20 protein-coding genes are annotated in these 23805 nt (G+C 68.4%); 12 read left to right on the top strand and 8 right to left on the bottom strand.

The window, feature by feature from the left end; genetic code table 11:
* Nucleotides 1–137: 137 nt before the first annotated feature.
* Nucleotides 138–2795 (top strand): DEAD/DEAH box helicase, encoded by a 2658-nt coding sequence (locus tag JW030_RS02435; protein ID WP_241095518.1) that lies wholly within the window; start codon nucleotides 138–140, stop codon nucleotides 2793–2795.
* Between the two features lie 160 nt (nucleotides 2796–2955).
* The gene (locus tag JW030_RS02440; RefSeq protein WP_188046411.1) at nucleotides 2956–5019 is read left to right on the top strand and encodes an acyl-CoA dehydrogenase; all 2064 of its coding nucleotides are present in this window, start codon (nucleotides 2956–2958) and stop codon (nucleotides 5017–5019) included.
* A 76-nt stretch (nucleotides 5020–5095) separates the two neighbouring features.
* On the opposite strand, the gene JW030_RS02445 is transcribed toward JW030_RS02440, so the two are convergent.
* Complete coding sequence (locus JW030_RS02445; RefSeq protein WP_188046412.1) at nucleotides 5096–5569, bottom strand: small multi-drug export protein; 474 nt, start codon at nucleotides 5567–5569, stop codon at nucleotides 5096–5098.
* Between the two features lie 194 nt (nucleotides 5570–5763).
* Here JW030_RS02445 and JW030_RS02450 point away from each other — a divergent pair, with 194 nt between their 5' ends.
* The 4 genes from JW030_RS02450 to JW030_RS02465 all read left to right on the top strand — a co-directional run bounded on the left by JW030_RS02450 (nucleotide 5764) and on the right by JW030_RS02465 (nucleotide 9606).
* Nucleotides 5764–6975, top strand: coding sequence for a sensor histidine kinase (locus JW030_RS02450; RefSeq protein WP_188046413.1), 1212 nt, complete (start codon nucleotides 5764–5766; stop codon nucleotides 6973–6975).
* Complete coding sequence (locus JW030_RS02455; RefSeq protein WP_188046414.1) at nucleotides 6972–7610, top strand: response regulator transcription factor; 639 nt, start codon at nucleotides 6972–6974, stop codon at nucleotides 7608–7610. The genes JW030_RS02450 and JW030_RS02455 overlap by 4 nt, the downstream gene beginning before the upstream one ends.
* Before the next feature lie 33 nt (nucleotides 7611–7643).
* Nucleotides 7644–8621, top strand: a complete 978-nt coding sequence (pip, locus tag JW030_RS02460) for a prolyl aminopeptidase (protein ID WP_188046415.1) — start codon at nucleotides 7644–7646, stop codon at nucleotides 8619–8621.
* Between the two features lie 70 nt (nucleotides 8622–8691).
* Entirely contained in the window at nucleotides 8692–9606 is a 915-nt protein-coding gene (locus JW030_RS02465) for a neutral zinc metallopeptidase (protein ID WP_188046416.1), read from the top strand.
* A gap of 66 nt (nucleotides 9607–9672) precedes the next feature.
* Here the strand turns inward: JW030_RS02465 and JW030_RS02470 are convergent, their stop codons facing one another.
* Together JW030_RS02470 and JW030_RS02475 are read right to left on the bottom strand one after the other, a co-directional pair.
* Entirely contained in the window at nucleotides 9673–10602 is a 930-nt protein-coding gene (locus JW030_RS02470; RefSeq protein ID WP_241095519.1) for a LysR substrate-binding domain-containing protein, read from the bottom strand.
* Nucleotides 10599–10937, bottom strand: coding sequence for an MGMT family protein (locus JW030_RS02475; protein ID WP_188046417.1), 339 nt, complete (start codon nucleotides 10935–10937; stop codon nucleotides 10599–10601). Before JW030_RS02475 ends, JW030_RS02470 begins: the two co-directional genes overlap by 4 nt.
* 114 nt (nucleotides 10938–11051) lie before the next feature.
* Between JW030_RS02475 and JW030_RS02480 the strand changes: the two genes are divergently transcribed.
* From JW030_RS02480 to JW030_RS02490, 3 genes are read left to right on the top strand one after another with little or no spacing between them, the layout of a single operon-like run.
* Nucleotides 11052–12206 (top strand): PotD/PotF family extracellular solute-binding protein, encoded by a 1155-nt coding sequence (locus JW030_RS02480; RefSeq protein WP_188046418.1) that lies wholly within the window; start codon nucleotides 11052–11054, stop codon nucleotides 12204–12206.
* Between the two features lie 24 nt (nucleotides 12207–12230).
* Nucleotides 12231–13559, top strand: coding sequence for an amidohydrolase family protein (locus tag JW030_RS02485; RefSeq protein ID WP_188058649.1), 1329 nt, complete (start codon nucleotides 12231–12233; stop codon nucleotides 13557–13559).
* Nucleotides 13560–13587: 28 nt separating this feature from the next.
* Nucleotides 13588–14880, top strand: a complete 1293-nt coding sequence (locus tag JW030_RS02490) for an AraC family transcriptional regulator (protein WP_188046420.1) — start codon at nucleotides 13588–13590, stop codon at nucleotides 14878–14880.
* A gap of 100 nt (nucleotides 14881–14980) precedes the next feature.
* Here the strand turns inward: JW030_RS02490 and JW030_RS02495 are convergent, their stop codons facing one another.
* The 4 genes from JW030_RS02495 to JW030_RS02510 all read right to left on the bottom strand — a co-directional run bounded on the left by JW030_RS02495 (nucleotide 14981) and on the right by JW030_RS02510 (nucleotide 20246).
* Entirely contained in the window at nucleotides 14981–16465 is a 1485-nt protein-coding gene (locus tag JW030_RS02495; protein WP_206348617.1) for an HNH endonuclease signature motif containing protein, read from the bottom strand.
* A 149-nt stretch (nucleotides 16466–16614) separates the two neighbouring features.
* The gene (locus tag JW030_RS02500) at nucleotides 16615–17352 is read right to left on the bottom strand and encodes a VIT1/CCC1 transporter family protein (protein ID WP_188045828.1); all 738 of its coding nucleotides are present in this window, start codon (nucleotides 17350–17352) and stop codon (nucleotides 16615–16617) included.
* Between the two features lie 156 nt (nucleotides 17353–17508).
* Nucleotides 17509–18378, bottom strand: a complete 870-nt coding sequence (locus JW030_RS02505) for a M23 family metallopeptidase (protein WP_188045827.1) — start codon at nucleotides 18376–18378, stop codon at nucleotides 17509–17511.
* Nucleotides 18375–20246 (bottom strand): ABC-F family ATP-binding cassette domain-containing protein, encoded by a 1872-nt coding sequence (locus JW030_RS02510; RefSeq protein ID WP_188045826.1) that lies wholly within the window; start codon nucleotides 20244–20246, stop codon nucleotides 18375–18377. The genes JW030_RS02505 and JW030_RS02510 overlap by 4 nt, the downstream gene beginning before the upstream one ends.
* Nucleotides 20247–20486: 240 nt before the next feature.
* Here JW030_RS02510 and JW030_RS02515 point away from each other — a divergent pair, with 240 nt between their 5' ends.
* From JW030_RS02515 to JW030_RS02525, 3 genes are all read left to right on the top strand, one after another.
* Nucleotides 20487–20954, top strand: a complete 468-nt coding sequence (locus JW030_RS02515; RefSeq protein WP_188045825.1) for an ASCH domain-containing protein — start codon at nucleotides 20487–20489, stop codon at nucleotides 20952–20954.
* 326 nt (nucleotides 20955–21280) lie between these two features.
* Entirely contained in the window at nucleotides 21281–21730 is a 450-nt protein-coding gene (locus JW030_RS02520) for a MarR family winged helix-turn-helix transcriptional regulator (protein ID WP_188045824.1), read from the top strand.
* A 151-nt stretch (nucleotides 21731–21881) separates the two neighbouring features.
* Nucleotides 21882–22658, top strand: a complete 777-nt coding sequence (locus JW030_RS02525; protein ID WP_188045823.1) for an SDR family oxidoreductase — start codon at nucleotides 21882–21884, stop codon at nucleotides 22656–22658.
* A 69-nt stretch (nucleotides 22659–22727) separates the two neighbouring features.
* On the opposite strand, the gene JW030_RS02530 is transcribed toward JW030_RS02525, so the two are convergent.
* Nucleotides 22728–23780 carry an LLM class flavin-dependent oxidoreductase gene (locus JW030_RS02530; protein WP_188045822.1) on the bottom strand — a complete coding sequence of 351 codons (1053 nt, stop codon included), beginning with the start codon at nucleotides 23778–23780 and terminating at the stop codon, nucleotides 22728–22730.
* Nucleotides 23781–23805 lie beyond the last annotated feature (25 nt).

Here is a 23805-nt window from a genome sequence, read left to right on the forward strand (position 1 = left end):
TGTGATCGGCCCGGCCAAAGACTGCTCGGGGAGCAACCCCATCTTGCTGCAAGTGCAGCGGATCAGCCACGTCTTACGTGCGCTGACTCGCTCGCGGCTCGGTGTTGCCATGCGTTCACCGCACGAAAGGCACCCTTTTGTCGAAGAAAGACGGGCGCGGCTTCAAGCCCGCCAAGAACTACGAACCCAGTCGCGCGACGGGTTCGGCCAGCCCCAAGCACCGGGGCTACCGCCCCGATGAGACCCCCGGTAAGGGCCGTTGGAGCCAGGACGATCGGGCTCTGCGCAGCTCGGATCGCGGCCCGGCCCGCGGCTACGACCGCACCGACCGCGGCGACCGTTCAGCCCGCCCCGAGCGTGACGGCGGCTGGCAGAATCACCCTCCGCGCGACGATCGCGGTGGCTTCCGCGGAGGTCGCGATGCGCGTTCGAACGACCGCAACAGCACCGGCGGTGACCGCCCGCAGCGTCGTTACTTCGACGAGGCAGGCGCCGAGCGCCGCGGTGGATCGCAGGATCGTCCGCGTCGTGATTATGGCTCCGACGCTCCCCGTCGCGATTTCAAGTCGGATGGCCCGCGTCGTGACTTTGGCAACGATCGCCCGCGTCGTGATTTCAACAACGATGGCCCGCGTCGTGAGTTCAACTCCGATCGCCCCCGTCGGGACTTTACCAACGACGGCCCGCGCCGCGATTTTGGCAACGATCGCCCGCGTCGTGATTATGGCTCCGACGCACCGCGTCGTGACTTCAAGTCGGATGGCCCGCGTCGTGACTTTGGCAACGACCGTCCCCGCCGTGATTTCACCAATGATGCTCCCCGTCGTGAGTTCAACTCGGATCGTCCCCGCCGCGACTTCGGCAGCGATCGTCCGCGTCGTGACTTCACCAACGACGCCCCGCGCCGTGAGTTCAACTCAGATCGCCCCCGCCGCGATTTCGGTGGCGAGGCCCCGCGTCGTGACTTCAAGTCGGACGGCCCGCGTCGTGACTTTGGCAACGACCGTCCCCGTCGGGACTTCAACAGTGACGCTCCGCGCCGTGAGTTCGGCAACGATCGCCCGCGCCGTGACTTTGGCAGTGATGCCCCGCGCCGCGAGTACGGCAACGACCGTCCGAAGCGCGACTACAACTCGGATCGTCCCGCTCGCGATTTCGGCAGCGATCGTCCCCGTCGTGACTACAACAGCGATGCTCCGGCCCGCGACTTCAAGTCGGATCGTCCCCGTCGCGATTTCAATAGCGGTCGCCCCGCGCAGGGCTACGTCAGCCGTGAGAACCGCACCCCGGGCAGCTTTACGCCGTCCGAGGACGTAGTGCTCGAGCGGCTCAAGGCGAAGCAGATCGTCGCTGAGGATGCCGCAGGCAAGACCTTCGCTGACCTCGGTCTCGGCGACAACATCGTCCGCGTTCTGGCCGGCATGGGTGCGGATGCGCCGTTCCCGATTCAGGCAGCCACGATTCCCGAGGTGCTCGCTGGCCGTGACGTGCTCGGCCGCGGCCGCACCGGCTCGGGCAAGACCATCGCGTTCGGCGCCCCGCTCGTCGAGCGTCTGCTCAAGCTCAAGGCTGAGGGCGCGTTCGACAACGACCCGCCCCGTGAGCGCCCCGAGCGTATGGTGCGCGGCGAGCGTCCGGTGAAGAAGCATCGTCGTGTTGCTGCCCGCAAGCCGAAGGCCATCATCTTGGCCCCGACTCGCGAGCTCGCGCTGCAGCTCGACCGCACCGTCCAGCCCATTGCTCGCGCGGTGGGTCTGTACACGACTCAGGTCTACGGCGGGGTGCCCCAGGCGCGCCAGGTGGGCGCGATTGAGCGTGGCGTCGACATCATCATCGGCACCCCCGGCCGCATCGAGGACCTGATGCGTCAGGGGCACCTCGACCTGCGCGAGGTCATCATCTCGGTGCTCGACGAGGCCGACCACATGTGCGACCTCGGCTTCCTCGAGCCGGTGCAGCGCATCCTGCGCAGCACTGCGCACAAGTCGCAGAAGCTGCTCTTCTCGGCCACCCTCGATCAGGGCGTGGCGAAGCTGGTCAATGAGTTCCTGCAGGATCCCGCCGTGCACGAGGTGGCTGGCGAAGATCAGGACTCGAGCACGATCGACCACCAGGTCATCGTCGTCACGCGCGAAGACAAGATTGCGGTGCTCAAGCAGTTCGCAGACCGCGACGGCAAGACCTTGGTCTTCACCCGCACCCGTGCGTACGCCGAGCAGCTCACCGAGATGTTCGAGGACATCGGCGTTTCCGCCGTTGCCTTGCACGGTGACCTCAACCAGGCACGTCGCACGCGCAACCTCGAGCGCCTGACCTCGGGTCGCGCGAGCATTCTCGTCGCAACCGACGTCGCCGCACGTGGCATCCACGTGGACGACATTGACCTGGTCATCCAGGCCGATGCGCCCGACGACTACAAGACGTACATGCACCGTGCCGGCCGCACGGGCCGTGCGGGTAAGTCGGGCACCGTGCTCACGATCATCCCGCGTCAGCGTCAGAGCCGAACCAGCGAACTGCTGGCGCGCGCCGAGATCACCCCGAGCTTCTTCTCGGACTTCTACCCGGGCGACGAGCTTCCCGCGGCGAAGTTCAAGTCGGCTCCTGTCGAGAAGGCTCCGACCGAGAAGGCACTCAAGAAGGCCGCGCGGCGTGCCGCCGAGGCTGCGGCCGACGAGGCTGCGCTGAACTCGCAGGTGGAGGCGACCTTTGTGGTCGACGAGCCCGCGGAAGACGTTGCGGCCGAGACCGTCGGGACCGCCGCCGTCGAGCCCGAGGGCACCGCGGCCGTATAGCGTTATCGAACAACTCGGCAAGCTCTGATTTAGAGCATGTGTCCAACAAGGCCGCGGTGCGGTTCTCCACGATTGTGGGGAGCGCGCCGCGGCCTTGTCGCGTGTACGGGGCAGGCCTAGCCTGGAGGCACTTCGTCACCGCGAACACAAAGGATGCTCGATGACCGACACTGCCGTCTCCACTGCCAGCGCCTCCACCCCGGCCCAGCCGAACGCCGAACGCCAGCCCCGCCTCAACGTCGCCCGCGTGGGCGATGTCCTGCTCGGCCGCTGGAAGACCGAACGCCTCGAATCCCGCACGCTCTGCGCTGACCCGCGCATGCACTCCATCCCGGGGCAGTCGATGCAGGAACAGCGCGAGCGCGTGCTCGGGCAGCTGCAGATCATGGTGGACGAGGACGCGATTCAGCGCGCGTTCCCCAGCGATCTCGGTGGCTCCGACAACCACGGCGGCAACATCGCCGCCTTCCAGGAGGTCGTGTTCGCCGACCCGTCGCTGCAGATCAAGGCCGGCGTGCAGTGGGGCCTCTTCGGCTCCGCGATCCTGCACCTCGGAACCCGGCCCCACCACGAGCGCTGGCTGCCGGACGTCGTGAACTTCAAGATTCCCGGCGCGTTCGCCATGACCGAGATCGGACACGGATCGGACGTTGCCTCGATTGGCACGACCGCGACCTATGACCCGGCGACCGAGGAATTTGTCATTCACACGCCGTTCAAGGGCGCGTGGAAGGAGTATCTCGGCAACGCCGCGCTGCACGGGCGGGCCGCGACGGTCTTTGCTCAGCTCATCACGAACGGCGTGAACCACGGGGTGCACTGCTTCTTCGTGCCGATCCGTGACGAGAACGGCGAGTGCCTCCCCGGCATCGGCAGCGCCGACGACGGGGTGAAGGGCGGCCTGAACGGCATCGACAACGGGCGCCTGCACTTCACGAACGTCCGCATCCCTCGCACGAACCTCCTCAACCGTTACGGCGACGTCGCCCCCGACGGCAGCTACAGCTCGCCGATCGCGAGCCCCGGGCGCCGGTTCTTCACCATGCTGGGCACCCTCGTGCAGGGTCGCGTGTCGCTCGATGGCTCGGCGGTGAACGCGATGAAGGTCGGTCTCGACATCGCGATCCGGTACGGCCTCGAGCGTCGCCAGTTCGCCGGGGCTGATGGGAAGGAACAGGTGCTGCTCGACTACGGCCTGCACCAGCGCCGCCTGTTGCCGCGGCTCGCGGAGACCTACGCGATGGCATTCGCGAGCGAGAAGCTGCTCGTGACGTTCGACGAGGTGTTCTCGGGTGCCAACGACTCGGACGCCAACCGTGAGGACCTCGAGACGCTGGCCGCCGCGCTCAAGCCGCTGTCGACGTGGGCGGCGCTCGACACGCTGCAAGAGACTCGCGAGGCATGCGGCGGTGCCGGCTTCATGGCGTCCAACCGCATCACGGGGCTCCGTGCCGATCTCGACATTTTCGTTACGTTCGAGGGCGACAACAATGTGCTGCTGCAGCTCGTCGGCAAGCGACTGCTCACCGACTACGCGGCGCAGTTCAAGGACGCTGACGCGGCGACCCTGGCGCGAGCGGCGGCCGGACAGCTCGGCGAACGGGCGAGCAAGTTTGGCCTGCGCCAGCTCGCACAGAGCGTCTCGGACCTCGGCCAGGTGGCCCGCTCGGTCGAGAGCCTGCGCGAGACTGATGCGCAGCGCCAGCTACTGACCGACCGGGTCGAGACCATGGTCGCTGAGGTCGCCCAGGTGCTGAACGCCGCACGGAAGGTGGGCAAGGCCGCGCAGGCCGAGGCCTTCAACGCCCAGCAGCACCGCCTGATCGAGGCGGCTCGCGCCCACGGCGAGCTCCTGCAGTGGGAGGCATTCACCGAGGCGCTCGAGCAGTTCAGCGGCGACACCCTGACGGTGATGACCTGGCTGCGCGACCTCTTTGGGTTCTCGCTGCTGGAGCGGCACGCGGCGTGGTATCTCGTGCACGGGCGCCTCTCCGGTCAGCGCACCGAGGCGGTTACCGCTTATACGGATCGCCTGATCGGCCGGATCCGCGAGCACGCGCTCGACCTCGTCGACGCGTTCGGGCTCACCCCGGAGCTGGTGCGCGCGGAGATCGCCACCGGCATCGAGCGCGAGCGCCAGGACGAGGCGCAGGCGTATGTTGCTGCGGCGCAGGCCGCAGGAACCTGGCCCGTGCAGGAGAAGACGCTGCGCGCGGCGAAGTAGGCGCGAGGGCCTCCGCGAGAGCGCAGCGAGCCCGGGCACGGAGGATCCGGCCCGGGCTCGCTGCGTTCTTCGGCGCTTAGCGCAGCACTGCCACGCCGAGCGTCGCGAGCACCCCGAACGCCACGCCCCAGAGGATGATCGAGATGATCTGCCAGAGAATTACCGCGTTCTTCGAGGCACCGAACGACACCATCGCCGCCGAGGTGATCTGGCTGGGCAGGAACACCTGACCGAGCAGGCTGACGCCGGGAACTCCGTACTGCTCGAGGCGCTGACGCAGCTTCTCGCGGCGGGGCGACAGCTCCTGGGGGGCGCGCTTCGCGGTGACTTTCTCGCGGACCCCATGCGTCCCGAGCACAAACGCGAGCATCGAGGCGATGTTCCCGACGATCGCCGCGACGATCGCGACGACCGGGTTGATTCCTGAAATCACCCCGATGGCCGAGCCGAAGTAGGACTCTACAAACGGGATCGCCGAGATGAGGAGCACCCCGAGCCACTGGAAGATCTCGGGAAGCGAAGCGGTGAAGTCCTGGAGCGTCTGGAACATGGTGAGCCTTTCGAAGCGATGATTGCGGCCGCGCCGCCTGCAAGAGCAGGGGTGTGCGGCGATGACTCAATCCTTCCGGGGCGCAGCGCACCGCACTAGTGCCCCCTTGTCACGTGTGAGCGAGCGATTGTGCACGGTCGATTCGTGACATCTGTCACGGGTCGGCAGGCGCGCCGCGGCCTAGGCTTGATTCAATGACCGGCCCTCACCATTCCACCCGGCCAGGGGATGGCGTGCACGCCACCTGGACCTACACGCTCGGCTCGATCGTCTTCTTCTTCGCGATGATCGACGCGCTGATGCTGGTGAGCCTTGCCGAAAGCGCGACGCGATCGGGAGCGCCGCTGGAGTACCTGCTGCTGTTCGCCATCGTTGCTGCTTCGGTCGTCCAAATTCGGTACTGCTGGTTTCTGCGCGTGGGTGCGGGCGGCGGGTTCTTGTCGACGGGGTGGACCGTCGCGCTCGTTGCCCCGGCGGCACTCAGCTGGACGCTCGCGTGGGTACTTCCTGCACATACCCTCTTCGCCGCCCTCCCGGTCTGGCTGAGCTGCTCGCTCGTCGTGTGCCTCCTGCCGCGCTCGCGTCGCCTGCCCTTGCTCGCGGGGGCGGGGGTGCTCGCCGCGCTCCCGGTCGCGGTGCACGCCCTCCTCGGAGTCGAACCGCTGAATCTCTGGGGGAGCGGCCGGGACCTCCTCGTGGTGGTCTACGCCCTCATGCTGCCCCTCATGCTGCTGCTGAGTCTGTGGTTCTGGCGCGTCGTGCTGCGGCTCGATGAGAGCCGGCTGGTCGCCGGTGAGCTGGCGGTCACCCAGGAGCGGCTGCGCTTCGCCGCCGATCTGCACGACATCCAGGGACATCACCTGCAAGTCATCGCGCTCAAGGCGGAGCTTGCCGAACGGTTGCTCGAACGCGACCCTGCGGCGGCCGCCGACCAACTGCACGAGGTGCGCATGATTGCGAAGACGGCAATGGAGGAGACGCGCTCGCTCGTCGCGGGGCTCCGCGAGGTCACGTTGGATGCCGAGCTCGAGAACGCGCGCGAGGTGCTCGCCCTCGCCGGCGCCGACTGCGCGCTCGACCTCGGCCCCCTTCCCGCCGACCGGCGGGTGCGCCGGGCTCTCGCGCTCTGCGTGCGCGAGGCGACCACCAACATCCTGCGGCACAGCGACGCGCGGTCCGCGTCGATCGTGCTGCGCGCCACCGCTGAGGGCTGCACCCTGCAGGTCACGAACGACGGGCTTGCGCCTGTGCAGGATCCCGCCGCTCGTGCCCCGGGTTCCGGCCTCGCCGGCCTGCGCGAGCGGGTCGTGGAACTCGGCGGCTCGCTCGAGGCGAGCGTCGATCCAAGCTCCGATCGGCATGAGTTGCTCGTCTGGGTTCCGGTTCGCGCGGGGGTGCCCGCATGACCGGGAAGATTCGCCTGCTTCTCGCGGACGACGAGCACCTGATTCGGGGCGCCCTCGAGGCGCTGCTCGGGCTCGAGCCCGACATCGAGATCGTCGCGAGCGCCGACAACGGCGTGTGTGCCGTGCGGCTCGCTCGCGAGACGCGGCCCGACATCTGCCTGCTCGACCTCGAGATGCCGCAGGCGGACGGGCTCGAGGCGGCCGCGCGGATCCTGCAGGAGACGCCGGAGCCCGGGGACTCGCAACGTCCGCTTCCCCGCGTCATCATCGTGACCCGCCACGCCCGGCCGGGGGTGCTGCGCCGCGCCCTCGCAGCCAAGGTGTCCGGCTTCGTGCCGAAGTCGACCGCGGCGGGAGACCTGGCCGACGTGATCCGCGACGTCGCCGCCGGCAAGCGCTACATCGACCCTGAGATCGCGGCGGCGGCACTCTCGGCCGAGCGCTGCCCGCTCACTGACCGTGAGCTGGACGCGCTGCGCTCAAGCCGTGCGACGACGAGCGTGCAGGAGATCGCTGACCAGCTGTTCCTGTCGCCGGGCACCGTGCGCAACTACCTGTCGTCCGCAATCACGAAGCTGGGCGCGAGCTCCCGGCACGCCGCGGCCGAGCAGGCCTGGCAGCAGGGCTGGATCTAGGGACCCGACAGGCGACTCGATTAGGCTGGCCGCATGACTCAACCGCTGCGCCAAATGTTCCCGCCGATCGAGCCTTACCTCACCGGGATGCTGCCGGTCGGCGACGGGCATGAGGTGTATTTCGAGGAGTGCGGAAACCCGGACGGGCAGCCCGTCGTGTTCCTGCACGGCGGCCCCGGGGGCGGCTGCTCGCCCGATCACCGCCGCTATCACGACCCCGAGAAGTACCGGATCGTCCTGTTCGACCAACGCGGCTGCGGCCGCAGCACCCCGCACGCGAGTGCCCCTGGCGCGGACCTCACGTCGAACACCACCTGGCACCTCGTAGCCGACATCGAGCGGCTGCGCGCGCACCTCGGCATCGATCGGTGGCAGGTGTTCGGCGGATCCTGGGGCTCGACGCTCGCGCTTGCCTACGCACAGACGCACGCCGAGCGCGTGACGGCACTCGTGCTGCGGGGCATCTTCACCCTCCGCAAGAGCGAGATCGACTGGTTCTATCAATCAGGCGCCTCGTTCCTCTTCCCGGATGTCTGGGAGGAGTACCTCGCGCCCATCCCCGAGGCCGAGCGCGGCGACCTGGTCGCCGCGTACCACCGACGCCTGTTCGACGCCGACCCGGCGGTGCACGTGCCCGCGGGCGTTGCGTGGACGGTGTGGGAGAACTCGACCATCCGGCTCGCCCCGGACGCCGCGGGCATCGCGGAGGCCCGGGCGGACGTCGACGCGGCGGTCGCGTTCGCCCGCATCGAGAACCACTACTTCACGAACGCGGGCTGGATGGAAGACGGTCAGCTCATTCGCGAGGCGCGCGAGAAGCTCGCCGGGATCCCGGGCGTCATCGTCCAGGGGCGGTACGACGTATGCACGCCGGCGGTCACCGCATGGGACCTGCACCGCGCGTGGCCCGAGGCCGAGTTCGAGATGATCGGCGACGCGGGCCACGCCTCGAGCGAGCCCGGAATTGTCGATGCCCTGGTGCGCGCGACCGAGCGATTCACCACGCCATAGAGGTACCGCGCCGTCGATAGACTGACGACAGTTTCGGCGACCGCCGAGCAGCCGAGCCGAGGAGGCCGAAGTGACGTTCAACGACAACGTCCGCGTTGACACCAGCAAGGTCCAGCGCCGTACCGGTGGAAGCGGCGGCGGTGGCCGTGGCGGTCTGAAGATCGCCGGCGGCGGTCTCGTCGGCGTTATCGTGCTGTTCGTCGTGGGCCAGCTGCTCGGCGTGAACCTCCTGGGCAGCGGAGGAATTGGCGGGCTGGGGAGCCTCGGCACCGTCTCTGACCAGAGCACCCAGTCGGTCACGACAGGCAACCTTGATGAGTGTCAGACGGGCGAGGCGGCGAACGTCGACGACGTCTGCCGCATGACGGCCGCGAGCGACGCGATCGACCGCTACTGGGCGACCCAGGTCGGGAACTATCGCGCGCCGGGCGTCGTCCTGTACGACGGCTCGACCCAGTCGGGTTGCGGCCCGGCGACCGCGGACGTCGGACCGTTCTACTGCCCCGCCGACGAGTCGATCTATGTTGACACCGCCTTCTTCCAGACGCTCCGCACCGACTTCGGGGCCTCGGGCGGATCTCTCGCCCAGATGTACGTGCTCGCGCATGAGTGGGGCCACCACATCTCGAACCTCATCGGCTCGATGAACCTCGCGGGCCGCGCCTCCGGCCCGACCTCGGGTTCGGTCCGCCTCGAGCTGCAGGCCGACTGCTTCGCCGGAGCCTGGACGCGCAGCGCCTCGACCGTCTCGGACGACAGCGGCGTGCCGTTCCTGAAGCCCGTGACGACCGAGCAGATCGCGGACGCGCTGAACGCGGCGGCCGCGGTGGGCGACGACAGCATCCAGCAGCGCTCGACCGGCAGCATCAACCCCGAGGGCTTCACCCACGGCACGTCGGAGCAGCGCCAGCGCTGGTTCCAGACCGGCTATGACCAGGGCCCGACGGCCTGCGCGACGTTCGACGTCGACGGCTCGCAGCTGTAGCATCCCCGCAGAGACACCAATGGCGTCGGTGCTCCGGTTTCCCGGGCACCGACGCCATTGTTTGCGCTACTTCTTCTTGCGCTTGTCGAGGCGCTTGATGGCCTTGTTGCGCTCGGCCTTTTCCTGCACCGCGGCGAGCTGAGCGCCGCGCGAGTTGCGCTTGAGCTGCGGCTTCTTGGGCACCTGTAGCTGCGGCTTCGCGACCTTTTTCGGTGCGGCCTGGACGTCTTCGGGCTCGGGTCGCGAGCTGCGCGAGGTGCGCCCGCGCAGGATCCCGGCGAGCTGCTGCACGTCAGACGAGTCACGGCCGACGCGCCAGGTTGCCCAGACGCTGCTGCCGATCAGCGGCGGGTCGGCGATGATCGGGATGATCACGTGCTCTTTCTTGTTGATGAGGTGCCGCGCGAGCGGGATCGGCATCAGGATCGAACCGGCGCCGGTCGCGACGAGCTGCAGGGTGGCCCGGATGTTCTTCGGCATCCATGCGGGGTCGGCCCACGGCTCGGCGTCCGGCCATTCGGGGGAGTGGTCGGGGTGATCGAGCAGCGGCGTGTACGCGATATCGGTCATCCGCACGGCCGGCTCGTCCGCAAGTTCGTGTCCCTTGGGCACGACGAGTCCCATCGACTCGGTGTAGAGGAACATCGCGTGGCGCGTGATCTTCGCCTCCGTGTCTGTGTCCGAGTCCGGCGTCCAGATGACGCTGCCGTGCTCGGCCGCACCCTCAGGGATCTCGCCCGGGGCGGTGCGCTCGATGACGACGTCGCAGTCAGCAGCGAGCTCGGAGGTGCGGCCAAACGCCATGTTGAGCGGGACCATCTCGAGGACGCGACCGGGGACGGCGGCGCGCCAGCGGCGCTCCCACTTGCTGGGCGCGATACCGCGGGCGAAGCCCAGGCGCAGCGGCGGCGGGGTCAGGTCGAACTCGGTGCCGAGCGGAAGTGCCTCGGCAGGATCCTGCCCCTGGGTAGCTGGAGTGGTCGGGGTCTCGTTCACGGCGCAACTTTCGCGTAGATGTCGTGGGAATAGGGAAGCCGCGCGCTCGAGAGCGCGAGCCGGTAGTCATCGGGGGCGAGGACCCCGCGCAGCGGAGTGTCTTCCTCGCGGTAGTGCGGCAGTGCAAGCCTGGCGTGGCCCTGGGGCGGCAGGCCACTTGCGGGCACCACCCTCCACCAGGGTACGGCGTGTCCGTACAGTGCGAGTACCTGACCGACCGCGCGCGGGGCGTTTGACCCGATCGCGTAGGCGACATCGCCGTACGTCATGACGCGCCCAGCGGGAATGCGCGTCACCGTGGCGAGCACTGCGTCGACAAACTCTGGGCTGGGCACGCACTCAGACTACGCGGTGCGGATTGGCATGTCTTTCCGTCCGAATCGGCATGTTCTGGGCGCTCACAGTTTCGTAGCCTCGGGTGAACCCGGAAATCGACCCCTGGAGGCGTCATGACTTCGAGTACACGAACGCAGCTGCCGCAGTTGAGCCGGCGGACCCTGTTGCGCCTGGCGGGAACCGGGGCCGGGCTGCTCGGACTGTCGACCCTTGCCGGGTGCGCCCCCTCGGCTCCGGGATCCTCCCCGCTGGTTTGGGGAAACTGGACGTTCACGATGGACTTCGACGAGGAGACCCAGAGCTACCCGACGCTTGAGCAGTTCACGAAGCAGTCGGGCATTCCGGTCGACTTCCTCGAGGACATTGACGACAGTGCGACTTTCTACGCGAAGATCCGGGAGCAGCTGCAAAAGGGGAGCTTCCCCGGCTACGATCTCTTCAATTTCGCCGACGACTTCACAGCGCGCGTCATCGAGAACGGTGAGGTGCAGGAGATCAATCACGCGAACATTCCGAACCTTGCGAACGTGCTGCCGCTGATGAGTAGTCCCGCCTACGACCCGACGCTGCAGTACAGCGTGCCGTGGCAGGGCGGGATGACGGGGCTCTGCTACAACACGAAGTTGTACCCGAAGGGGATCCGGAGCATGGCCGACCTGACCGAGCCCGCGCTCGAAGGTCGCGTGAGCGTGCTGTCCGAGATGACCGACACCGTGGGGCTCACGCTGCTGGGGCAAGGCGTGGACGTGTCGGGTGACTGGGGCGATGCGGAGTTCGAGCGGGCGCTCGCCGAGATCAGTGAGCGCGTCGAGTCGGGGCAGTACGCCCAGGTCAAAGGAAACTCGTACACGCAGGACCTCCAGAGTGGCAACATCTGGGCCGCGATGTGCTGGTCGGGCGACGTGCAGGTGCTCAACGACGAGGCGGGCGAGGAACTCTTCAAATGGGTTATTCCGGAGGAGGGCGGGACGAAGTACGTCAACTCGATCCTGGTGCCGCGTGGAACCGAGCGCATGGCCGACATCGAGCAGCTCATCGACTTCTATTACCAGCCCGACGTGATGGCCGAGGTCACCGCCTACACCGCGAGCGTGCCGCCGGTTACCGGGGTGCGGGAGGAACTCGCGAAGATTGACCCCGCGCTGGCGGACAGCCCCATGCTGTTCCCGAGCGAAAAGGACGCGGAGCGGATCTACGACTTCCGACTGTTGACGCCCGCGGAGACGAAGACGTACACCGGACAGTTCCTCAAGGTCCTGGGCCTCTAGGCGCAGGGGACGGAGATGAAAAAGATGACACTTCCCCACGGCTTCGCGCTCTGCGACGTGACGATTGTCGACGGCACCGGAGCTGATGCGCAGCCGCGCCCTGACTCGTTCATTGAGGTGCGGGGCAAACGGATCACCGCGATGGGGCCAATGGCCGACTTCGTGGCGCGGCCAGAGATCGACGTGGTCTCGTTGCCGGGTCACTTCGTGATGCCCGGGCTGATCGACGCGCACGTGCACCTCTCGGGCGGCCGTGCCGACGTCGACGACCAGGAGATGGGAGTCGTCGCCGAGCCGATGCTCCTCAAAGCGATGCGCTCGGTGTACGAGGCGCAACAGCTCCTCAAGCGCGGCTTCACTACTGTCCGCGACATCTCGTGGAACGGGCTGTACCTCAAGCGGCTGTTCTTCGAGCAGACGATTCCCGGCCCCAAGGTCGTCGCCTGCGGCCCCGGCCTCTCCCGCACCGGCGGCCACGCCGACCTACACCAGTTCACCCCTGACTATGTCGCCGAGGCCGGGGTGTGGGGCCTGATTGCTGACGGCCCGGAAGAGGTCCGCAAGGCGGTGCGGAGAAACCTTCGCGAGGGCGCCGACGCCATCAAGATTTGGGTGAGCGGCGGGGACAACTGGCCCCACGATCGCATTGACGACGTGCACTACTCGATGGAGGAGGTGCGCGCGTGCGTCGACGAGGCGCACCGGCAGACGGGGACGATCGTCGCGGCCCACGCCGAGAATCGGGAAGCGATCGAGATGGCGATCGACGCCGGTTGCGACACGATCGAGCACGGCGAGGACATCGACGAGGCGCTCGCCCAGAAGATGGTTGCGAATGGCACGATTCTGGTGCCGACGCTGCAGCTCATCGTCAACTGGTACCGCGACTTCATCCCGCTCGGCGAGGGCGAGCGAACGCAGATCAGGCCCGACGCCTTCCTCTACCGGGACCTGTACGAGGAACGCACCGAGGAGATGGGCGAGGCGTACGGCGCCGCGGCCGAGACGAGTTTCCGCACGGCGCTCGCCGCCGGGGTCAAGATCGCGCTGGGCTCGGACACCGTGTACGAGCCGCTCACGAAGTACGGCGAGTACAGCGCGCTCGAGTTCCGCGCGCTCGTGCAGTGCGGCATGACGGTGCCGCAGGCGATTCACGCGGCGACCGCGGTGTCGTCCGAGGCCGTCGGAATGTCGCACGTGATCGGCACCCTCGAGACGGGCAAGCTCGCTGACCTGCTCGTGCTGCGGGCCGACCCGACGTCGAGTGCCGAGGTCGTCTACGACGTGGCGAACCACGCGCGCGTGTATTGCGATGGCAAGCTCACCGTGCGGGACGGCGAATTCGTCTGGTAGCGAGAGGGCCGCGTACCCTGAACTCACCATGCTTAGGGACGACGAGAGCTTCGCGAGGCGCACTGTAGCGGTCGGGCGGACGCGGATGCATCGGCACCCGGGCGTCGCCGAGATTGTCCTGGTGCTGCGTGGCTCGCTCCATGTCACCGTGAGCTGCGAGCAGTTCAGTCTGACGGTGGGCGATTTTGCGGTGCTGAACGCTGGTGATCCGCACATGCTCGTGGGCTCGGACGACAACGTCACCGCCCTGGTGCACGCGCGCCTTTCGGACTTTTCGGACGCGGTGCCCGGGATCGACGGGGTGATCTTCGCCTGTGAGTCGTTCGATCTCGTGCGGTCTCGCGGGCAGGAGGACGCGCTTCGCCAGCAACTACTGGGGGTGCTGCAGGCGGGCGAGGAGGTGGCGCGGTCTCGCGTCGCCGAGTTACTCACCGAGCTCTGTGGCGGGTACGCCTACGAGGACTATTACGAGCGGCGGCAACGGCTCAGCACGATGCGCCGGGTGCAGTTTCGGGAGATCGTGGGGGCGATGCGTGCCCGCCTCGCGGAGCGCGACGTGCTCGATCAGGTGGCCGAGTCGCAGCACTATCACAAGAACTCGCTGTCCCGGATCGTGCGCGACGCCACGGCGGTGAGCTTTAGTGACCTCCTGACCTTCCTGCGCGTCGCCGAGGCCGAGGTCGCGCTGCTCGAGTCCGACGCGACGGTCTCTCGGATTGCCTCGGACTGCGGGTTCTCAGACGCGAAGTACCTGACACGAGCGTTCCGGGCGTGGTTCGGCGAGCGGCCAGCAGATTTTCGGCGCCGGGTGCGCCCGCTGATGGCCTGCGACGAGCGGATCGTCGACGCGGGGGCCAAGGGTGAGGCGCTCGTGGAGGCGATGCGGCGGGCCCCGGCGGGCGGGCCATCCTTGCCCCGCCTCAGCGTGACCCCGCTGCTGGTCAAGAACCTGGGCAGCCGGTCAGATCTGTTCCGGTCGATCGCCTCACACCAGGATCCGGGCAGTGCGCCGCCGCTCTCCCCGGCGCCCCGGGCCCCGCATATCTTGCCGATCCGGGTGCCACTCGATGGGGCGTCGCCGCTCGGTTGGACGGATCTGTTGCGCGGGATTGACCGAGCCAGGTTTCAGCCGGTCCTCGTGTTGCCGCTCGGCGACTCGGAGGTGCTCGCGGAGCTGATCGTTCAGGTGACGGCGCTCGATGTCGCCCCGCCGATGTACTGGATCGCGTACGAGACCGGGGCGGCCGAAGCGGCCGAGCGGCTCGCATGCGAGCTCGCAGAGCGGTGTGGGATCGAGGCGACCCCGGTGGCGGCGGGGTAGTCAGCTGCAATCGAGCCGGCAAGCGCTGGCTTCCGGTCACGTTCCAGTCGGGTCCCGCTCCGGCGTGTTGACGCACTGGTACGCCGGGGTCACGAGCTTCCTAGGTTCGTTGGCGTCGCGGTGGTCTGAGTGGTGATCTCGCGGGCCGCCAGCGAGTGTCGTGGTCGATCCATGGCGGGGCGAGGGTCTCGGGGAGGCCGCCGCGCATGCGGACCTGCCAACCGCCCGTGTCGAGGGTGCGGTGGTGATGCCAACACAGCGCGACACCGTTGTCGAGGTGCGTCGCGCCGCCGTTCGCGTGCTCCGTGACGTGATGGATCTCGCACCAGGCGGCGGGGACGGTGCAGCCCGGGATGATGCAGCCGCCGTCGCGGACCGCGAGCGCGCGCCGTTGATGCGCGTTGAACACCCGGTCTCGGGTGCCGAGCGCGATGACCCGGCCCGTCTCGTCTTGTACGACGTGCTGCCGGGACCCGGCGCAGGCCGAGTGCGTCGCGGAGCGCACCGGGATCGGGGTGGGTTCGCCGTCGTGGCCGGTCAGCCACGCGGTGCCGTGGCCGGCCTCGAGCGCGGCGGCGGTGACCTGGATCATCACGGTCACGGGCGCCCCGCCCAGGGTCGGCATGCCGTCGTGCAGGGCCGCGGCCTGGGCGATCACGGCGAGCGCGTCGTGGCGTTTCTGGTCGGAGGTGCGCTCGTCGCGCGGCGCGAACAGGTCGGGGTCGCCGAGGCTCGCCGGGCCACAGAGGCCAGCCAAGTCGTCGGGGTCGATCTCGACGAAGCGGACGGAACTCGACTTGCCGGACTCGCGGCCACCCGCACTGCCAGCACCGTCGCCCTCGTCTACCCGTCGCGTCCGGGGCGACGTGATCGCATCGATCATCCGGCCGAACAGGGCCGCGACCTCGGGCACCACCGCGCCGTGTACCGGGACGAGGCCGTCCTTCTCGGCCCCGAATCGGAACGAGCGGCGCCGCTGCAGTTCCTCGAACGACGGCTCGGCCCCGTCCTGGTCGATCGCCGCCGCCCACACTCGCGCGGCCACCCGCACATCGTCCGCATGCAGCGGCAGCGTGGCCTCCCCGCCGTCCGGCAGCGCGGTCCCGCACGCCGCCGCGACCAGGCAGCGCTCCGCCTCGACCACGTCCTCGCGGTCAGCGCCATCGGGCAAACCACCCAGCACGCGCGTGATGACGGCCGCCGCCTCGCAGCCCAACGCCCCCGCGCCGAGCGCTGCGGCGACCGCGGGGAACCGTGGCGGCATGACGTGCCCGCCCAGCCCCATCCTGCAGCGGGTCTCGCGCGCCAGCGCGAACCGGGTCGACGCGGTGCGCCCCGACACCTGGGTCACGCGCTGCAGCAGCTCCGTCGCGTTCCGGCAGCCGTGTCGGTGCGCGAGGGATCCCTCGCCGAAGTCGACCGCGGCCCGCGCGTCGAGCTCGCCCGCGACCTGCACCCGCAACGCGTCCGCGATCCGACCGAACTCCTCGGCCTCCCGCGCGAGCGCGACGATCTCCGCATCAGCCAGCAAGCCGAGCGGCTCCCCCTCTAGCGCGGAAGCAACCCGCGCACTCAGCGGCAACACGGCGCAGTCCCAGACGGGGTGAGGGTGGTACCGGAAACCGTTCCGGCTGCGCTGCGGGACATACCCTATTCTCTCACGAATAGTACAAATGTTCGATAGCGTGTCGCGCAATCCATAGAATATATTGCCGACTGGGTGGTGGGGCGAAGCTACATCGAGTCGACCCCGAGTAGCGTGCCAATCGCGAACGTCGCGGCCACGGCGATGCCGCCAAAGACCAGCTGACGGAGCGCGCCGCGCAGCCAGTTCTTCCGGGTGAAGGTCGCCGCGATTCCGCCGGCGACCAGCAGGCCGACCCCGCCGAAGGCGAGGCCGAGCCACAGCTCGCCAGAGCCGAACAAGAACGGGATCAGCGGGACGAGCGCGCCGAACGAGAAGAAGACGAAGGACGAGACCGCGGCGACCCACGGTGAGGGCTTGTCGTCAGGGTTGAGCCCGAGCTCGTGGGTGAGGTGCACGCGCAACGCGTTCTCGTCATTCGAGTGCACCTGAGATGCGGCGAGCGTCGCGACGTCGGCGTGCATGCCGAACTTTGTGAACAGCACGGCCAGCTCCGCCTGTTCCCCCTGCGGGTTGCGCGCGAGAGCGGCGCGCTCGGTGCGGACCTCCGAGTCCACCTGCTCGTTGGCGGTGCGGACGGAGGTGTACTCGCCGAGCGCCATCGAGATCGCGCCAGCGATGAGCCCCGAGACGCCGGTCACGATGACAATGCCCGGGGCGGCGCCCGCCGCCGCGACACCCGCGATCAGGCCGATGTTCGAGACGAGCCCGTCCATGGCGCCAAACACCGAGGCGCGCAGCCAGCCCGACGACACGTTTGCGTGCGAGTGGTCGTAGGCGTGCGGGTCGGAAAGCTCGAAGTCCTCGGGTGAGGCGTCGCGTGGCATGAATGGCTCCAGAATCTTGCCGCCGTGTGGCGGTCAACTGGCCACGGTAGCAAGTTCGGCGGCAGAGGGAGAAGCCTGGTTGCGGGCTGCTTGGGGCGGAAGAAAAAGTTCGTCTCGGCGAACATTTCATGCGGGCCCGTCAGGAACCCGCCGGAACTACTCCGCCCGAGGCTCGGGCTCTCCGGCCGTCAGGTGCTGTCCGTTGCGGGGCATCCCGTCGGCAGGATCCTGCCCGTCGATCGAAATCTCTGAGAAGGCAAACGGGACGCCCTGAGCCGTCCAGAACGAGGCGCGGTCCATGAGCTGCGCGTGCACGTGCGGCTCGGAGCTGTTGCCCGAGTTGCCGCAGGCGCCCACAATATCCCCGGCACGCACGGTATCGCCGACGTTCACCGTCTTCGAGCCCTGAGACAGGTGTACCGTCGCCGCGAAGTCGCCGTTCGCGTCGCGAACCACGACGTGGTTGCCGACGACGAAGCCGGGCCCGCCGAGCTCGCGCACCGCGCCCTCGGCCATCAGGTAGGCGAACGCGATGAGGTTCGTGCGGGAGCGGTGGTCGCGGCGCCAGTCGCTCGCACGCACCACGACCCCGTCGACCATCGAGACCACGGGCTGGCCGAAGGCCTTGAACTCCTGCGGCTCGCGCATTGCGGGCCAGGTGCCGAAGGCGGGCCGGGTGTATCCCTCTGGCTCGAACACGAGATCGACGGCGTGAGCCTGTCCGTAGGCGCGCGTGCCGTGGCTCGGCGTCTGAGACGCGGGGCTGTTCATCGCGAGCCAGCGCCCGCTCACGGGGGAGTGCACCGTGACCCGTTCCCGCTGAGGAATGGCCTTCGCGCCAAACATGGCGAGCAACAGGCAGAGCAGCCAGCCCGCGAGCCCGGCGACGACCAGACCCAGCAGGATCGCGTCGGCGACCTCACCTTCGAGGAAGCGCCCGAAGAGGGCCACCGCGACCAGCACGGCCGTCGCGGCGAAGAAGATCGCGCCGCGAACGCGGTAGAGCGCGAGGACTGCTGGGTTCAACGGTGGGCTCCCTCGGGGCGGGTGACGGGCTGGTGACCCGCATCAGGAAGGTCACGAATCCACTGTACGGGAGCCGTGCTGTGCCCCGACCCGGCGGGCTGCGCGGGCGAGATGCGCAGCTCGTGGCCCGCCCAGCGCTCGCGCAGCCAGCGGTCGTGGCTCGCGATGACGACGGCCCCGGCAAATGTCGAGAGCGCCTCCTCGAGTTCGTCGACGAGCGCGAGCGACAGGTGGTTGCTGGGTTCGTCGAGCAACAGGATCTCGGGCGGCCTTGCGACAAGAGCTGCGAGCGCGACCCGCCGCTGCTGACCGATACTCAGCTGCCCGACTGGTCGACCGAGATCGCGCCTCGAGAGCAGCCCGGCGCCCGCGAGGGGTCGCTCCTCGGCGAGGTCTGCTCCCAGCGTGGCAAAGTACCAGGCCTCGGCGGTGCGGGACGGGTCGACGAACGTGGTCTCCTGGTGCAGCAGCGCGCAGCTCATGCCGTCAGCCAGAGTGACCACGCCGCCGTCCGCGGCCAGCTCGCCGGCCATGACGCGCAGCAGCGTCGACTTCCCGCTGCCATTGGGTCCGGTGATCAGGATCCGCCCACCCGCCGAAACCCCCAGCGAGACGGGCGCGAGCCGGCCGTGCACCGAGAGGTCTGTGGCTTCAAGCAGCGTCGGCGTATCCGCCCGCGGCTCGTCAGGGTCCCCGATCCCCGCAAATCGCAACGGCTCGGGCGGTCGCCGCACACGGTCCAGCTCGAGTGTCTCGAGGCGTACCGTCGCGTTGCGTGCGCGCCGGGCCGTGACGCGGGAATCCTTGTCGGAGTAGAACTTCTTGCTGATTCGAGACTCGGATTTCGATTCATGCTTGCGGTTCACCTCGCGTGAGCCCACTTCGATCTCGTGCGTGAGATCGGCGATCGAGCGCTGTTCGGCGGCGTAGCGATCGCGCCACCTGCGCAGCTCGGCGGCCCGCTCGGCGCGCAAGGCGGAGTACCCGCCCGGTCGGGTGCCGTGGACGCGCACGCCCATGCCCGCGCCCGGGTCATCGGTGGTCGCCCGCTCGGTGGCCCCCTGATCTTTCGCGGCAGGCTCTGCGCCGGCAGGATCCTGCCCAAGGAAGCTCGCCGCATCGGCGAGCTCAGTTGAGCGCAGCGCCCGCGGGTCGAGGTCGAGCACCCGTGTCGCGACCCGGTCGATCAGCGTGCGGTCGTGGCTCGCGAACACGACGAGGCCGCGCCAGTCGGTGAGTACGCTCTCAAGGTACGCGATGGCCGCGTCGTCCAGGTGGTTGCTCGGCTCGTCGAGCAGCAGGGCGTCGGGGGCGGCGAGCAGGAGCGCCGCGAGGGCGAGGCGCACCCGTTCGCCGCCGGAGAGCTCGCCGATGGGGCGGTCGTGGGGCACGGCACCGAGTGAGAGCCCGGAGAGCACGGCGGCGACCCGTGGCTCGATCTGCCAGGCACCGAGCAGCTCGGCCCGGTCGAGCGCGGCCGAGTAGAGCTCAGCGCTCGCGTCGTCCGAGGGATCGGCGGCGACGCCGGCCGCGGCGCGCTCGATGTCCGCGAGGGCCGCGAGCGGCTCGGCCAGGGCGTCGTCGAGGACGGCCCGCACCGGGGTGGTCGCCGGGAAGGGAAGCTCCTGCGCGAGCATCCCGGTGCGCGGTGGGCGCGAGACAGATCCTGCGTCGGCGGTGTCGAGCCCCGCGGCGATGCGCAGCAGGGTCGACTTGCCGGTGCCATTCTCGCCAATCAGGGCGAGCCGGTCGCCCGGCGACGCGGTGAAACTGATGTCGCTCAGCACCCGGCGATCGCCGAAGCTGCGCGACACGCCGTCGATGACGAGCGGGCGGGTGGGGGTGTGCGTGAGAGATGAGTGTGGCAACTGAGCCTCCGAAGTGCACCGCAGCGGGCGCGGTAGCAAGCGAGTCTCGCGGGGCTGTGCCGAGCGCCGTCGCCGATCTCGGACGCATCGACCTGGGGCGGGATGCGGAGATGTGGGGCGCGGCAGCTTCGACGCCTCAGGCGCGAAACAGTGCGGAGTTAGATCTTCACGAGTTCGAGTCTACCGGCGCTGGCTCAAAAGAAAAGCTCGGAGGCTGGGCGGATTTGTATGCTGAGTCGAATGGACACGTCATCGGCGATCGAAGAGTTTTGGCGCGCGATTCGCGCCGAGCGACCAGAGCTTTCGGAAGAAACCCCCGAGGCTTGGGCGTTTGGCGCAACCTCAGCGCAAGCCGATGGGCTGCTCGCCCTCGTGCTCGCCGGGACGAAAACCGGTACTGCCTCATCGCTCTGGGACTACGAGGAGACCGGTGACCCCCTCCCGACCGAGGGTGAGCTGAGCATCATCCTCGACGGGGCAGGCGTGCCGCAGGCCGTCATCGAGACCACCGAGATCCGGGTCGTCCCGTTCCTCGAGGTGTCCGCGGAACACGCGCACGCCGAGGGCGAGGGGAATCGCACGCTCGCGCACTGGCGCGAGGTGCACGAGCGCTACTGGCGCCTGCACTCCGAGAACCCGCGCGGGTTCGAGCCCGAGATGCCGGTGGTGTGCGAGCGGTTTCGGCTCGTGCACCCGCTATCGGGCTAGTTCGCGCCCTCTGTGCTCGGCGGCTTTGGTGCCGGGCACTTCAGCTGCGTCGGTAGGCCGGGGCCACCGCGGTCGATCCGGTGGTCCTTCATCGGCTGCGTGCAGACGGGACACCTCGGATCTACCGGAGCGACGGGTGCTGGCTCGTTGCGGTCTCCGAGCTGCGAGGGTCCCTCGATTTGGTACAGAAATCGCTGCACGGCCGCGTAGGCCCCCGGAACGCCGTCGTAGGGACTTCTGTGCCAGAGCCGTAGCTTCTTCTCTCGTTTGCCCACAAACAAAACCCTATCATGTTTGTTTGTGGGCAAACGAGATAGCATTGAGCTATGGAGAAACTCCCGATCGACGCCCTTGAACTTGATCGACAGGTCTGCTTCGCGCTCGCGGTCGCGAGCCGGGGAGTGATTGGGATCTATCGGCCGATTTTGGAGCCGCTGGGGCTGACGCACCCGCAGTATCTCGTCATGCTGGCGCTGTGGGGAGAGCCGCCGGTGCGCTTCCGGGACCTCGCGGACATGCTGCGGCTTGATCCTGCCACGCTGACACCCATCGTGAAGCGGCTCGAGCAGTCGGGCCTGATTGAGCGCGCCCCGCTCGAGGGTGACGAGCGCACGTTCACGCTCGCGCCTACCGCGGCGGGCGTGGCGCTGCGGGAGCAAGCATTGAATGTGCCGCCCGCCGTGATCGACCGGCTTGGCATGCCGATTGAGCGGCTGATGGCGCTCCGCGACGAGCTCGCCGCGGTGATCGAGGCGGTGGATCGCGGGCCAAGGTAGCGCGCGCCGACGCCCGGTGACCGACTCGAGCGAGTCCTCGGAATTCCGGTCAGTCTGAATGCCTCGAAAGTTTCTCACCGCACGGAGCCCTCATAGGAGATGCTGAGACAGTCGCAACGTCGCGGCGCACAGCACCGAGGGAAGGACCAGCATGTCGAGAACCTATGTTGTAACCGGGGCCGCGAGCGGAATCGGCAAGACCACTGCGGAACTGCTGCGAGCGCAGGGGAATACTGTTATCGGCGTTGACCTTCACGACGCAGACATCAACGTGGACTTGACGACAGCGACCGGTCGAGAATCGCTCGTAGCCGAAGCAACTCGTCTGAGCGGCGGCAATATCGACGCCGTCCTGGCGATCGCGGGCCTCGCGGCAGCCATTCCCGCGACCGTGGGCGTGAACTACTTTGGGATGGTGGCAACCCTCGAGGGGCTGCGTCCGCTTCTCGCCGGATCCGACGCCCCGCGTGCGGTGGGCGTCGCCTCGATGGCATCGATTCTTCCCGTCGACGACACCCTTGTTGAGCTCATGCTCTCTGGCGACGAAGCGGGGGCCCTCGCGCGGACCGCCGTGCTTGCGAGTGATCCCGCAACTGAGAATCACATCTATTCCTCGACCAAGAAGGCGTTCGCGATTTGGGTTCGCCGGAATGCGGCGACCGCGGCGTGGGCCGGGGCTTCGATCCCGCTCAACGCCATCGCGCCGGGGGTCATCAAGACGCCGATGACGGCGCCGTTGCTCTCGACCGAGGAGGGCCGAGCGCAAGTCGCTATGGTGCCGATGCCGCTCAATGGATTTGCCGGGCCTGAAGTGCCCGCAAACCTGCTCGTCTGGCTTACCAGCGTGGAGAACAGTCACCTCTGTGGGCAGGTGATCTTCATTGACGGTGGCAGTGATGTCGTGATTCGCGGCGATTCGACCTGGTGATTCCTCGAGGGTGAGTTGCCGGGGTGGGCTGGTGCGCACCCCGGCAACGCGTGCTCATCGAGAATGCGGTCAGACCGCCACGCCCTGCACGGGTCCCTCGAAGTTCGGCTTCCAGCCGAGCCCCGGCGCGACGTGCTTCGCGAACGACTCGAGCACGTGGAGGTTGTACTCCGGGCCGAGCTGGTTAGGAATCGTGAGCATGAGCGTGTCCGCCGCCATCACGGCGGGGTCGCGCTTGAGCTGCTCGATGAGCACATCGGGCTCGGCCGCGTAGGTCTTGCCGAATGTCGAGCGCATGCCGTCGATGATGCCGATCTGGTCGCCCGAGTCCTGGCCGCGCAGGCCGAAGTAGGCGTGGTCCGTCTCATTCATGAGCGGGAACACGCTGCGGCTGACCGAGACGCGCGGGGCGCCCGTATGGCCGGCGGCCCGGTAGGCGGCCCGGAACGCCATGATCTGCTCGTACTGCAGCTCGTGGAAGGGGCGCCCGTCGGCCTCGGTGAGCAGGGTTGAGCTCATGAGGTTGAGGCCGAGGCGGCCAGTGTCTTCCGCGGACGCGGCGCTCGCCGAGCCCCACCAGATGTGATCGCGCAGCGTCTCCGAGCGCGGCTCGATGGGCAGCTGGACGCCCTGGCCATACTGCTTCGGGTCGGCCGGGGCAATCCCGTTCCCGTCGATCGCTTCGAGGAACAGGGCGAACTTCTCGCGGGCGATGTCGGCGCCTCGGGGGTCCTCCGAGCCGGTGTAGCCGAAGGCCTCGTAGCCGCGCAGCGCCGGCTCGGGTGATCCCCGGCTCATGCCGAGTGCGATGCGCCCGCCCGCGATGATGTCGAGCGTCGCCGCCTCCTCGGCGAGCTGCAGCGGGTTTTCGTAGCGCAGGTCGATGACACCCGTGCCGACCTCGATGCGCTGCGTGCGCGCGGCGATCGCGCTCAGCAGGGGCATCGGGGATGCCGCCTGGCGCGCGAAGTGGTGTACCCGGAAGTACGCGCCGTTCACGCCGAGCTCGTCGGCCCCCTGGGCGAGATCGATCGATTGCAGGATCATGTCGCTCGCGCTGCGCGTGGCGGTGCCGGGGACGTCGCCATAGTGGCCAAATGAGAGGAATCCGAATGCGTGCATGATGGGTAAAACTCTATTCACGTGA

The organism is Leucobacter sp. CX169 (genome assembly GCF_017161405.1).
In the GTDB taxonomy this organism is placed as follows: Bacteria; Actinomycetota; Actinomycetes; order Actinomycetales; family Microbacteriaceae; genus Cx-87.

What these genes read in the sequence shown, in the direction of transcription:
- JW030_RS02440 (WP_188046411.1), top strand. Translation starts at nt 2,956, where the DNA reads ATGACCGACACTGCCGTCTCCACTGCCAGCGCCTCCACCCCGGCCCAG.
- JW030_RS02445 (WP_188046412.1), bottom strand. Translation starts at nt 5,569, where the DNA reads ATGTTCCAGACGCTCCAGGACTTCACCGCTTCGCTTCCCGAGATCTTC.
- JW030_RS02450 (WP_188046413.1), top strand. Translation starts at nt 5,764, where the DNA reads ATGACCGGCCCTCACCATTCCACCCGGCCAGGGGATGGCGTGCACGCC.
- JW030_RS02455 (WP_188046414.1), top strand. Translation starts at nt 6,972, where the DNA reads ATGACCGGGAAGATTCGCCTGCTTCTCGCGGACGACGAGCACCTGATT.
- pip (WP_188046415.1), top strand. Translation starts at nt 7,644, where the DNA reads ATGACTCAACCGCTGCGCCAAATGTTCCCGCCGATCGAGCCTTACCTC.
- JW030_RS02480 (WP_188046418.1), top strand. Translation starts at nt 11,052, where the DNA reads ATGACTTCGAGTACACGAACGCAGCTGCCGCAGTTGAGCCGGCGGACC.
- JW030_RS02485 (WP_188058649.1), top strand. Translation starts at nt 12,231, where the DNA reads ATGACACTTCCCCACGGCTTCGCGCTCTGCGACGTGACGATTGTCGAC.
- JW030_RS02490 (WP_188046420.1), top strand. Translation starts at nt 13,588, where the DNA reads ATGCTTAGGGACGACGAGAGCTTCGCGAGGCGCACTGTAGCGGTCGGG.
- JW030_RS02500 (WP_188045828.1), bottom strand. Translation starts at nt 17,352, where the DNA reads ATGCCACGCGACGCCTCACCCGAGGACTTCGAGCTTTCCGACCCGCAC.
- JW030_RS02515 (WP_188045825.1), top strand. Translation starts at nt 20,487, where the DNA reads ATGGACACGTCATCGGCGATCGAAGAGTTTTGGCGCGCGATTCGCGCC.
- JW030_RS02520 (WP_188045824.1), top strand. Translation starts at nt 21,281, where the DNA reads ATGGAGAAACTCCCGATCGACGCCCTTGAACTTGATCGACAGGTCTGC.
- JW030_RS02525 (WP_188045823.1), top strand. Translation starts at nt 21,882, where the DNA reads ATGTCGAGAACCTATGTTGTAACCGGGGCCGCGAGCGGAATCGGCAAG.
- JW030_RS02530 (WP_188045822.1), bottom strand. Translation starts at nt 23,780, where the DNA reads ATGCACGCATTCGGATTCCTCTCATTTGGCCACTATGGCGACGTCCCC.